Here is a 12,028-nt window from a genome sequence, read left to right as displayed (position 1 = left end):
AAAGCTGGATAGGAAATTTTTTTTGAAAATGAATTAACCTTTTACAAACTCAAGGCTATAAATTTTCAAATTTGAGTCCTGCTGAGAAACCTTGATAAAAACTTTGAAAGTTCCCTCACCACTTAAATAATCTCCAATAAAGGAACTTAAGCTTGGATTGGTTTCGCTGCTGTAGACGATGGTGAAGCCTTTTGAGGGGTTCTTTTTGAAAAAATCCCGAATGACTATTTCAGCCTGATTTCTGGAATAACTCCCTTGCTGCCCATTGACATTCAGGGAGATACTGGATTCAAAATACTTGGCTAGCTCGCTACTGGAATTGGTATTAATGGCAGTAATGACGGGGTCAATAGATACTCCATCCCCCACTTCAAATGAAGAAGTATGAAAAATGAATAGTAATGAAAAGAATAGGTTCAATATTGCCATCGACCTATCTTGGCAAATACTAAGCCAAAAGTAGAATTTTTTGGCAGAGTTACTGGTTAATAAAAATGAATAGACAAATCCTGTCAGTAATTGTTAAAGAGTCGGGATTGGGTCGAAAATTAATATATTTGCTCCATGGACAAGAAAGTACTTTTAATGATTTTGGATGGTTGGGGTATAGCCACCGACGCATCCGTATCTGCGATTGACAAAGCCAATACGCCGTTTGTAGATAGCTTGTATACTAAATACCCGCATGCAAAACTTGAAGCTTCAGGTCTTGCAGTAGGATTACCAGAAGGTCAAATGGGTAATTCAGAAGTAGGTCATATGAATATTGGCGCAGGAAGAGTAGTGTATCAGGACTTGGTAAAAATCAATCAAGCCGTAAAAAATGGAGATTTAAACACCCACCCTGTATTAGTAGAAGCTTTTGCAAAAGCCAAGGCCTCTAAGAAAAAAGCACATTTTATTGGATTAGTTTCAGATGGTGGAGTTCATGCACATATCGATCACTTGAAAGGGCTTTGCGATGCAGCTAAGTATAACGGAATGGAAGATGTATTCATTCATGCATTTACCGATGGAAGGGACACAGATCCTAAAAGTGGAATCAAATTTTTAACGGATCTACAAGAACACTTGAACACTTCTACTGGACAGATCGCAAGTGTTATTGGGAGATACTATGCTATGGATCGTGACAACAGATGGGAAAGAGTCAAGCTAGCCTATGATGCCATGGTCAAATCTGAAGGTGAAAAGTCCAAAGACATTTTAGCTTCCATTAAAAAGTCTTATGAAAACAATGTAACGGATGAATTTATCAGACCGATCATCCATGTAGGAGTAGATGGCAAACCTCTGGCGCATATCGCTCCAGGCGATTTGGTAATTTGCTTCAACTTCAGAACAGATAGAGGTAGGGAAATCACTCAGGTCTTGACGCAAAAGGATTTTGAGGATTTCAATATGAAAAAACTCGATCTGGATTATGTGACCTTCACTAATTATGACAATACCTTCAAAGGAGTAAAAGTCCTTTTCGAAAAAGACAATTTAAATAACACCTTGGGTGAAGTCTTGGAAGCGGCAGGAAAAAAACAAATCCGTATAGCGGAAACTGAAAAATATCCTCACGTGACCTTCTTCTTTTCTGGGGGTAGAGAAGATGTGTTTGAAGGTGAAAGTAGATTGCTTTGCCCATCTCCGAAAGTGGCCACCTACGACCTTCAGCCCGAAATGAGTGCTTTCGAAATTGCGGCGAAAATAAATCCGGAATTGAACAAGAAAAGTGCTGACTTTATTTGCTTAAACTTTGCCAATGCTGATATGGTAGGTCATACAGGTGTGTTTGATGCTGCAGTAAAAGCCTGTGAAGCCGTAGACAAAAGTGCTAAAAGTGTAATTACCACTGCCTTGGATAATGGTTATACCATCATTGTCATTGCAGATCATGGAAACAGCGACATGATGATCAATGAAGATGGTACCCCAAACACAGCTCACACAACTAATTTAGTCCCATTCATCATGGTGGATGGAAAAGATCAGATTCATGTTAAGGATGGAAAATTAGGTGATTTAGCGCCTACCATTTTGAAGCTTATGGGAATTGACATTCCTAAAGATATGACTGGAGAAATCTTATTAGCATAATGAAATACAACATCAGTTTTATTGTACTACTATTTGTCGGTTTAACAGCCTGTAGTGGAGGGGGAAATAATGGCAATTCCTTAGATGTATTGCCCTATTTTGATCTAAAAGGCTACATGGAAGGAGCCATCAAAGGCCTAGAAGCGGCAGATGTAACCAAAATTTCAAGAATTAACGGAGTAGAATCTCAAGTAGAAGTAAAATTAACAGAGGAACAATGGAGAGAAGAATTAGAGGTCTTTTTTGAAGCAGACATCAACAAACCTTCCTTGGTAACTGCCTATGATACAGAAGTAAAAAATGAATATTTGATTCATAATTTACTTCCTGACGAAAAAGGAGATGTTAAGAATATCACAGTTAGCATCATAGACGATAAGGTACATTTATTAACTTTAAAAATTGCCAAGGAAAATATTTTCTATAGTTCTGTCACCAACGCAGAATTCTATATTTCCAAAGCCACCGAAAAAATTGATCATTATACCATAGAAACCACCCAAAAAATCTGGTTTCTCAAACCAAATAATATCAAAATAATGGGTGCATTAAGATTCTAATTCAAAAGGCCTTTGAGGATTTACAACTCAAAGGTCTTTCTTTTTTCATAAAATTTTATTGGTCAAACAAAGGTGGTCTTTTTGCCTGCCAGTCTGAACGATTCTGGATAAAATCACCCAACTGGACCAATTTCTCTTCTTCAAACAAATTTGCTAATAAGGTGATGGAAGTTGGGCTTCCTGAATCATTAAATCCATTGGGCAGGCAAAGTGCAGGGTGCCCAGTCAAATTCGTAATTCTTAATTGTGGCCCTGCAAAGGATGGTGTAATGATGACATCGTACTCTTTCATTAATTCATGCATTTCCTGGATCAACACCGTTCTCTGCCTACTTAATTGAACATATTCCACCGCAGGAATAAACCGTGCTGCCCGGAAAGAATTAGGCCAGGCTCCTTTATGCTGTGCCACCAATTGATCATCCCATCCATATCGGGTCAACTCATCAAAAGCAGCGGCCCCTTCCACCATCAACATCATGACAATAGGACCTGCTTCAATAGTTGTTTTCAATTCTAAAGGATGTAACTCCAGTCCTTCGTTCTTTAATAATTCCAATACATTGAGATCGTTTTGACTTACCCGCTCTCCTTCAAAATAAGGTTTGAAATAGCCTATTTTCAGATCCTTTACAGATTTTTTGGAATCGTAGTTAAATGAAGCAGGGATAGTACTGGAATCTAAATCATCCACACCGTTGATTACAGAAAGTACGATTCCATCATCTAAAGCAGATCTGGATATCGGTCCAATTTTATCCATGGACCAACTCAAGGCCATCGCCCCATTTTTGCTTACTCTTCCATAGGTCGGTCTTAATCCAGTTACTCCATTTCTGGTCGAAGGGGAAACAATAGAACCCAAAGTCTCAGTTCCTATAGCAAATGGCACCAATCCAGCACTTACAGCGGAGGCAGAGCCTGCGGAAGAACCACTAGACCCCTGACTCAAATTCCAGGGATTTTTGGTCTTTCCTCCATACCATACATCTCCCATTGCAAGGGCTCCTAGTGTGAATTTACCTACCAAAACCCCTCCTGCATCATTTAGTTTTTGAACAACTGTAGCAGTTTGGTCAATTACCTGATCTTTATAAGGCATGGCTCCCCAAGTGGTTTTAGTTCCTTTGACAGCTAGCAGATCCTTGATTCCGTAAGGAATTCCATGAAGTGGGCCTCTGTAGTTTCCAGATTCAATTTCTTGATCCATTGCCCGAGCCTTCTCCAAAGCGGTTTCTTCCATTAAAGTGATCAAGCATTGAAGAGTATCTGAATAAGTTTTGATTCTGTTCAGATAAATCTTCGTAAGGCTTTCACTACTGATTTTTCTAGATTTTATTAAAACTGCCAATTCATGAACAGGTAAATAGGCTATATCCGATTCCTTTTCAGGTAAATCGACAGATGCTGGAAGCCCCCAATCATATGGTTTTTGGGTCAAGTCTGGACTGAAACCCTTGGGAAGTGGATTAAATACTAGGGCAGGAGCTACTGAATTATCCAACTCCACTTTGCGTAAGGATTCATAATTGGATAGCTGATTCTTCAAATTAGTAATCATGCTATCTTTTTCTGATGCGTTAAAGGAGAGTCCAATTAAATTAGAAGCCTCCTCAATACTTGTAGGAGTGATTTCACCCACCTTTTTCCCTAAGGTAAAACCTAAAGCAAGACAAGTGCTTGCGCCTAGAATAAGCAGAAAACCTTTAGTTCGGATTCGATTATTAATTTTCATTGGATAGTTTTGTATAATATCAAGGTATTAATTCATTCAAGATCTTCAATAAACCAAAATAAATCAAACCACTCATGGATGAGCAAACTCCGTTTCCTGTATTTCCCATGCATTTCAGAGGAATTCTCCTACTTACAGGAATGTATACCATCGCCTGGTCAGCATTTTTCAAATGGTTTGGACCTGATTTAATCAGTTGGCTTGCCATGGGAACCAAAGGCATTGAGAATCTTCCAGCCAACTATTATGGGACTTTTGGGATCCTGGTGGGGATTATCATTTTCGTCAGTGCATTTTATCCTGTAAGCTGGGTGTATTTGATTTTGGCAGGAATTACAGGTAAGCTCATTTTAGCAATTTGGTTTACACTGGGCTTTCTTCCAGATATTTCCTGGAACAAGCGAAGCGGTTTTCACTTGATTGTCAATGAATTGCTTTGGCTAATTCCTTTGATTGTTATCTTCCTAAGAGGTTGTCAGGTAAAAAATTTCTTGGAGAAAAAGGAACAAGGATAAAACTATTGGTTTTAAATGAATGATTCGAGATGGCTATCAAATATATCTCTCCTACTTCATTCCAATTTGATATGAATAATCTTTTTAGGAAGTTTCATGACCTTTCCTATTCATTAGAAAAGTGTTAAAACAAAAAAGGACTCGATTACGAGTCCTTTTTTCAATTTTGATATTTAATTAAAGGATAAGGATCAAAAGTAAAATAATGATGATGATCGCTCCTATTGAAAGAAAAATTCCATCTTTTTGAGCCTTAGCTTCTGCTTTCATTTCCTTCAATTCAGTACGAATATCCTTGATCTCGTCCTTACTCATAGACTTAAAGTCCATCCCTTTGATCTCATCCAATCTAGCTTTCATTTCTGCAGCCCTCATTTTCTGAGCCTCGGTTAATTCTGTTTTTCCTTTTTTCGATTCATTTTCAATGGCTGGTTCAGCATGAACGAATTGGATGGAAAGGAATAGGGCAAAAATCGCTAATAGCTTTTTCATAAAATGAATTGTTTATGGTTAGATACTGAAAATATCAATAAAGCCGCCAATTTTTGTCCCAGATAATATTGAACCAAAGTTTAGAAGCTTTTCAACGTCTATTTTTCTTAACTTACAAAGTCAAACTTAAGCTTAATTAGAACCAAAATAATTTAATAATGCCTCAAAACCAAGCACACAAGCTTTTTTTACTGGATGCCATGGCACTTATTTATCGAGCCCATTTTGCCTTCAGTAAAAATCCCAGAATCAATAGTAAAGGTTTGAACACAGGGGTGATGCTTGGCTTTACAAATACCCTACTTGAGGTCTTGGATAAGGAAAAACCTTCCCATATTGGGGTTGCCTTTGATACCCATGCCCCTACCTTCAGACATGAGCAATTTGAAGCCTATAAGGCAAACCGACAAGAACAGCCAGAGGATATCGGAGTCGCCATTCCATGGGTAAAAGAAATCGTCAAAGCATTTAATATTCCCATTCTGGAAATGGATGGATATGAAGCAGATGACATTATTGGAACCCTAGCTAAACAAGCAGAAGCCGAAAAGTTCACAGTCTATATGATGACTCCTGACAAAGACTATGGTCAGTTGGTAGATGATCATATTTTCCTCTATAAACCAGCATTTATGGGGAACGGAGTAGAAGTCATGGGACCAAAGCAGATTTGTGAGAAATGGGACATCGAACGAGTGGACCAGGTTGTCGATATATTAGGTTTAATGGGAGATGCAGTAGACAACATCCCAGGTATACCAGGGATTGGGCAAAAAACAGCCGTCAAGCTCCTGAAGCAATATGGCTCAGTGGAAGAATTAATCAAGAACACAGATGATCTAAAGGGAAAGCAAAAAGAAAACGTGGTCAACTTTGCACAGCAAGGGTTATTATCAAAAGAACTTGCAACCATCAAAGTGGATGTACCAGTGGCATTTGTGGATGAAGAGTTACAATACGATGGCTTCGATGAAGAGAAACTAAGAGCTTTATTCTCGGAATTGGAATTCCGAACACTTGCCAGCAGGATTTTCAAAGATGGAACCGGCAAAAAAGCCTCCATTAAAAAGAATGACCAATTGGGTCTATTTGGGGAAAGTCCGGTGGCAACCAGTAAGTCATCCGTAGAATTTGAAGAAGAATCGGTCAACCCTGAGCCTGTACAAGAAGCTGCTACCATCCATACGACTGCTCACCAATACCATAAAATTTCCGGAAAAGAAGCTATTCAAGAGCTGGTTTCCTATCTGCTCCTTCAAAAGGAACTCTGCTTTGACACGGAAACTACCTCTGTCAATGCAATGGAAGCAGAATTGGTTGGAATTTCATTTTCCTACCTGCCTGGAGAAGCCTATTATATTCCTTGCCCTGCAAAAAGAACTGAAACCCTAGCCATTTTAGAACTATTAAAGCCAGTTTTTGAAAATGAAAAAATTCAGAAAATTGGCCAAAACGTAAAATACGATCTTCTGGTCCTAAAAAATTATGAGATTGAAATCAAAGGAGGTCTTTACGATACCATGTTGGCTCATTACCTCATCGAACCAGAAGGAAAGCATTCTATGGACTGGCTTTCTGAACATTACTTGAATTACAAACCTGTATCCATCACTGAACTTATTGGTAAGAAGGGGAAAAATCAGGGAAATATGCGGGATGTAGATGAGGATGAAGTCACAGAATATGCTTCAGAAGATGCTGATATTACCTTACAACTCAAAGAAAAGCTAGATCCACTTTTAAAATCAAGTGACTTAGAAAAACTGTTTTATGAAGTCGAAAATCCTTTAATCCAGGTTCTTGCCGACATGGAGTTTGAGGGTGTCAGGATTGACACTAAAAGTCTGGCAGAAATGTCTTTGTTACTGGAAAAGGAAAGCAAGGAAATTGAAAATAGAGTGTATGAAATAGCTGGGGTACGATTCAATTTAGCTTCCCCAAAACAACTAGGAGATGTACTTTTTGAGAAACTCAAGCTGGATCCTAAAGCCAAAAAGACCAAAACCGGCCAATATGCAACCGGTGAAGAGGTGTTAAGCAAATTGGCAAATGAACATGAAATTGCCCGGGCAATTTTGGATTTTAGGCAAATGGTCAAATTGAAGTCCACCTATGTGGATGCTTTGCCTACTATGATTAATTCCAAAACAGGAAAGATCCATACTACCTATAATCAATTTGTAGCAGCAACAGGAAGACTTTCATCCATAAACCCGAATCTCCAAAATATTCCAATACGTACTGAGCGCGGAAGAGAAATACGAAAAGCATTTGTACCTCGAGATGAAAACCATATTCTTTTGGCAGCGGATTATTCTCAAATAGAATTGAGGATCATGGCCGCTTTCTCAGGAGATGAATCCATGATTGAGGCATTTAAAAATGGAAGAGATATTCACGCTACTACCGCAGCTAAAATTTTCCAGGTGCCATTGGAAGAAGTGACTTCAGATATGCGTAGAAAAGCCAAAACAGCGAACTTCGGGATCATATATGGCATTTCTGCATTTGGACTTTCTCAACGACTTTCTATTTCACGAACTGAAGCCAAAGAAATCATCGATGCTTACTTTAAAGAGTTCCCTGCAGTCAAAGAATACATGGATGGAGCCATTGAAAAAGCCCGAAAAGATGAATATGTAGAGACCATTTTGGGACGTAGAAGATACCTGAGGGATATCAATAGCAGAAATGCGACCATGAGGGGTTTTGCCGAGCGAAATGCCATCAACGCTCCGATTCAGGGTTCTGCGGCTGATTTGATCAAAGTTGCCATGATTGATGTACACCGTTGGATGAAAAAAGAAAAACTAAAGTCCAAAATGATCCTTCAGGTTCATGATGAATTGGTGTTTGATGCCCATAAAGACGAAGTGGAAATCTTAAAATCCCATATACCGGGGTTGATGTCAAATGCGATAAAAATGGCGGTGCCTGTTGAAGTAGAAGTAGGAACCGGAAACGATTGGCTGGAAGCCCATTAATCGATTTCAGATTTAGGATGTCGGAGGTAAGATTTAATTCTACTATTATCATCTACTGATACAACCTTCATGCTTATTTAAAATCTAATTGATCTTAAACCATATCGTTCCCTTCTTTCTAATTTCGTATTTCTTCTTTCGTATTTTCTAATATCTAATGGCCAAAATAAAAACCTCCTTTTTCTGTCAAAACTGTGGAGCCCAAAGTCCCAAATGGTTAGGGAAATGCCCTGCCTGTGGTGAATGGAACACTTACGTAGAAGAAGTAATCCAAAAGGAAGAATCAGGTAAAGGGAATTGGAAACCTGCCGGATCTACCAACAAGAAAGCCAGTACACCTAAGAAAATACAAGAGGTAAACTACGAAGAAATGCCTCGATACGTTACTGGTGATGCAGAATTGGACCGAGTGCTAGGAGGGGGAATTGTTCCAGGGTCATTGGTTTTAATTGGAGGAGAACCAGGAATTGGTAAATCCACCTTGATGCTACAAATCGCATTAACCCTAACAGGCAAAAAGATTTTGTATGTATCCGGAGAGGAAAGTGAAGCGCAAATCAAAATGAGGGCAGATCGAATGAAAACTCAAAACCCTGATTGTTATGTGCTTTCTGAAACCAACACTCAACATATTTTTCAACAAATCGAAGCGTTAAAGCCAGATTTACTGGTCATAGACTCCATTCAAACTTTAAACTCCCAGTATGTTGAATCGGCGGCTGGATCCGTTTCTCAAGTCCGTGAATGCACGGCAGAGTTAATGAAATTTGCGAAAGAAACAGGAACCCCTGTTTTTCTGATCGGACATATCACAAAAGATGGTTCCATAGCCGGTCCTAAAGTATTAGAACATATGGTCGATACAGTACTTCAATTTGAAGGCGATCGACATATGAGCTATAGAATCCTTCGAACCAGCAAAAATCGTTTTGGCTCCACCCATGAATTAGGTATTTATGAAATGAGGGTAGAGGGTCTTCGTCCTGTAGCGAATCCTTCTGAAATCCTCTTGACGCAGCGTGAAGAGGTTTTGAATGGTGTTGCCATTGGAGCCATGATGGAAGGGAACCGACCTTTATTGATAGAAATTCAATCCTTGGTAAGTCCAGCCACCTATGGAACACCGCAACGAAGTAGTACCGGTCATGATGCAAAGCGCTTGAATATGCTATTGGCAGTATTGGAGAAAAGAGGAGGTATGAGGCTAGGGCAGCAAGATGTTTTTCTGAACGTTGCCGGGGGTCTTCGGGTAGATGATCCTGCTTTGGACTTAGCGGTTTGTGCAAGCTTAATTTCAAGTTATGAAGATACTCCAGTCTCAGAACATATTTGCTTCGCGGGGGAAGTAGGTTTGGGAGGAGAAATCCGTGCTGTCCACCGAATTGAAAATCGAATTGCTGAAGCAGAGAAACTGGGCTTCAAAAAAATTATTGTTTCCAAATATGCAGTCAAAGGGTTAGATCTCGGCAAATACAAAATTCAAGTGATCCCAGTTAGCAAATTGGAAGAGGTGTATCAAAAGATTTTTTGATTTTTTATTCATTCATTGTTCCAGCAACTTAAAATGTATGTTTTAAAGAATTGGCTGGGTAGACAAATTGCCAAATTTCTTATGGTTGGGAATAAAGGATTCATTAAATTCAGAATCCATTTTAAATCCAACCTATGAAAAAGTTCATTCTTTCTGTTTTTACCTTACTGCTCACTGTAAACTTTTTGCAGGCGCAAGACCTATCCATCAAAGTGAGTGATGAGAATATTTCCATGAAAATCGGCCAGACACTACAATTAGAAGCAGTAGTGGTAGATGCCTCGGGGAATAAAGTTGTAGATCGTGATTTTATTTTTTATTCCAGAAACCGAAGAGCCCTTTCCGTGGTGGATAGTACAGGAATGGCAACTGCTGTAAAACATGGCGAGTATGATGTCATTGTAATCAGTCCAGGGGACCCACAATTAAGATCTAATATTCGGGTAACCATTGAACCCGCTGCTATTGCAAAAGTGGATTTTGGAACAATTCCAGAGAAAATCTATTCCGGAATCACGGTCCCATTAGAATTGACCGTGACGGATGAAGCCGGATTTGAAAGACCAGAAAAAGTAATCACCTTGACCTCCTCTGATGAAGAAATTGTATCAGTTGCTCCTTTTACCAAATTAATCCCTAAAAAAGCTGGTAAAGCTCAGGTGACAGCAACGGTAGATGGGGTAAACAAAACCTTGGAAATCAATGTCATCGAAAACCCAATTACTAAAATCCTTTTGAAATCTGACAAAGTAGAGGGACGATCTGGAGATGTATTTACTTTAAACGCAATGGCCTTGGATAAAGATGGCAATGAAGTAAGTGATGCCCCCATTAATTACTCCTTTACTGGAGAATCTTTTGATGTTTCTGCTGCCCCTTCAGGCTTGATAACAAAAGAAGGAAAATTTGTGGCCGATGAACCAGGCTTATATGTATTGAATGCTACTTCTGGACCCGCAGCGGCATCTATCACCGTACAAGCAAACGAAAGAAACATCACGCGAAAAATTGACTTGGTCGGTCAAGGCTCGGTCAATAACAAACACACTTCCGATTTGTGGGTATGGGAAGGAATAGATGGAAAAGATTATGCGGTAACAGGAACTTGGGGAGCAGATGGAACAGCCTATTTTTGGGATGTAACTGATCCTGCGGGTATACAATTGATAGATTCTGTAAAAGTGGATGCCCGTACTGTCAATGATGTAAAAGTTTCAGAAGACGGAAAAGTAGCCGTCATCTCAAGAGAAGGTGCTTCCAATAGAAAAAATGGATTGGTGATCATCGATGTAAGCAACCCCAGAGATGCCAAAATCATTTCAGAATTTTCTGAAAATCTTACTGGAGGAGTTCACAATGTATTTATTTACAAAAATCACGTCTATGCGTTAAGCGCAGGTAGGAAATATTACTCTATCAACATAGAGGATCCTAGCAAACCAAGAATTGTTGGTGAATTTGAGTTGGATACTCCTGGTCATTCCATCCATGATGTATGGGTACATGATGGGATTGCTTATTCTTCCAACTGGTCCGATGGGGTACAATTAGTGGACGTTGGAAATGGTATTGCAGGAGGTACACCTTCTAACCCGGTACAATTTGCGAGCTATGCTTACCCAAGTGGATCCAATCATGCTGCTTTCCCTTACAAGGATGAAAAGACCGGAAAATTTTATGTAATACTGGGAGACGAAGAATTCCCATATGGTTTGGATCCTGACGGTCGTAAACCTGCAAGAGCAGCTGGCTTTCTTCATATTATTGATTTCACAGATCTAAAAAACCCAAAAGAGGTTGCTTGGTTCCAAGTTCCTTTTGCAGGATCCCACAACTTCTGGATTGAAGACGATATTTTATATGCAGCATTCTATAATGCTGGAGTAAGAGTGGTTGATCTTAGCGGTGAACTATTAGGAGATCTAAACAGGCAGGGAAGAGAAATCGCCTGGATTGTCCCAGAAGATCCAGATGGATACATTGCCAATGCGCCTTTTACCTGGGGAGCACAACCGCATAAGGGTCATATTTTCTACTCTGACTGGAACAGTGGATTATGGTCTGCTAAACTACAGCCGGTAGTTCCACAAAATGCTACCATTGAGAACAAATAATTGACAAGT

General features: G+C 39.4%; 9 protein-coding genes. 6 read left to right on the top strand and 3 right to left on the bottom strand.

Annotated elements, in window-relative coordinates; all coding sequences use genetic code 11:
• Nucleotides 1-33 precede the first annotated feature (33 nt).
• A complete protein-coding gene (locus tag JYB62_RS14990) occupies nt 34-429 on the bottom strand; it encodes a DUF4783 domain-containing protein (RefSeq protein WP_205646227.1) in 396 nt (131 codons plus the stop codon).
• 135 nt (nt 430-564) lie between these two features.
• On the opposite strand from JYB62_RS14990, the gene gpmI reads away from it, so the two are divergent.
• Both gpmI and JYB62_RS14980 read left to right on the top strand, forming a co-directional pair.
• Nucleotides 565-2,088, top strand: a complete 1,524-nt coding sequence (gene gpmI / locus JYB62_RS14985) for a 2,3-bisphosphoglycerate-independent phosphoglycerate mutase (RefSeq protein ID WP_205646226.1) — start codon at nt 565-567, stop codon at nt 2,086-2,088.
• Nucleotides 2,088-2,648: a hypothetical protein gene (locus JYB62_RS14980; RefSeq protein ID WP_205646225.1), complete on the top strand. Its 561-nt coding sequence runs from the start codon at nt 2,088-2,090 to the stop codon at nt 2,646-2,648. The genes gpmI and JYB62_RS14980 overlap by 1 nt, the downstream gene beginning before the upstream one ends.
• Before the next feature lie 55 nt (nt 2,649-2,703).
• Here JYB62_RS14980 and JYB62_RS14975 read toward each other — a convergent pair whose 3' ends face one another.
• Complete coding sequence (locus JYB62_RS14975; RefSeq protein WP_205646224.1) at nt 2,704-4,383, bottom strand: amidase; 1,680 nt, start codon at nt 4,381-4,383, stop codon at nt 2,704-2,706.
• A gap of 74 nt (nt 4,384-4,457) precedes the next feature.
• Here JYB62_RS14975 and JYB62_RS14970 point away from each other — a divergent pair, with 74 nt between their 5' ends.
• A complete protein-coding gene (locus tag JYB62_RS14970) occupies nt 4,458-4,898 on the top strand; it encodes a hypothetical protein (RefSeq protein WP_205646223.1) in 441 nt (146 codons plus the stop codon).
• Nucleotides 4,899-5,075: 177 nt separating this feature from the next.
• On the opposite strand, the gene JYB62_RS14965 is transcribed toward JYB62_RS14970, so the two are convergent.
• A complete protein-coding gene (locus JYB62_RS14965) occupies nt 5,076-5,390 on the bottom strand; it encodes a hypothetical protein (protein ID WP_205646222.1) in 315 nt (104 codons plus the stop codon).
• A gap of 158 nt (nt 5,391-5,548) precedes the next feature.
• Here JYB62_RS14965 and polA point away from each other — a divergent pair, with 158 nt between their 5' ends.
• From polA to JYB62_RS14950, 3 genes are all read left to right on the top strand, one after another.
• Nucleotides 5,549-8,374 (top strand): DNA polymerase I, encoded by a 2,826-nt coding sequence (gene polA / locus JYB62_RS14960; RefSeq protein WP_205646221.1) that lies wholly within the window; start codon nt 5,549-5,551, stop codon nt 8,372-8,374.
• A gap of 157 nt (nt 8,375-8,531) precedes the next feature.
• Nucleotides 8,532-9,905: a DNA repair protein RadA gene (gene radA, locus JYB62_RS14955; RefSeq protein WP_205646220.1), complete on the top strand. Its 1,374-nt coding sequence runs from the start codon at nt 8,532-8,534 to the stop codon at nt 9,903-9,905.
• Between the two features lie 134 nt (nt 9,906-10,039).
• On the top strand, nt 10,040-12,019 hold the full coding sequence (locus tag JYB62_RS14950) for a hypothetical protein (RefSeq protein ID WP_205646219.1): 1,980 nt from the start codon (nt 10,040-10,042) through the stop codon (nt 12,017-12,019).
• The last annotated feature ends 9 nt before the right edge of the window (nt 12,020-12,028 follow it).

This window comes from Algoriphagus lutimaris (assembly GCF_017051705.1).
Classification (GTDB): Bacteria; Bacteroidota; Bacteroidia; order Cytophagales; family Cyclobacteriaceae; genus Algoriphagus; species Algoriphagus lutimaris.
The sequence above is the reverse complement of the archived record's forward strand: the minus strand, read 5'-3'. Positions and strand labels throughout refer to the sequence as shown.

Excerpts from the sequence above, each read along its gene's own strand:
- polA (WP_205646221.1), top strand. The coding sequence starts at position 5,549 with ATGCCTCAAAACCAAGCACACAAGCTTTTTTTACTGGATGCCATGGCA.
- JYB62_RS14990 (WP_205646227.1), bottom strand. The coding sequence starts at position 429 with ATGGCAATATTGAACCTATTCTTTTCATTACTATTCATTTTTCATACT.
- JYB62_RS14970 (WP_205646223.1), top strand. The coding sequence starts at position 4,458 with ATGGATGAGCAAACTCCGTTTCCTGTATTTCCCATGCATTTCAGAGGA.
- JYB62_RS14965 (WP_205646222.1), bottom strand. The coding sequence starts at position 5,390 with ATGAAAAAGCTATTAGCGATTTTTGCCCTATTCCTTTCCATCCAATTC.
- JYB62_RS14975 (WP_205646224.1), bottom strand. The coding sequence starts at position 4,383 with ATGAAAATTAATAATCGAATCCGAACTAAAGGTTTTCTGCTTATTCTA.
- radA (WP_205646220.1), top strand. The coding sequence starts at position 8,532 with ATGGCCAAAATAAAAACCTCCTTTTTCTGTCAAAACTGTGGAGCCCAA.
- JYB62_RS14950 (WP_205646219.1), top strand. The coding sequence starts at position 10,040 with ATGAAAAAGTTCATTCTTTCTGTTTTTACCTTACTGCTCACTGTAAAC.
- gpmI (WP_205646226.1), top strand. The coding sequence starts at position 565 with ATGGACAAGAAAGTACTTTTAATGATTTTGGATGGTTGGGGTATAGCC.
- JYB62_RS14980 (WP_205646225.1), top strand. The coding sequence starts at position 2,088 with ATGAAATACAACATCAGTTTTATTGTACTACTATTTGTCGGTTTAACA.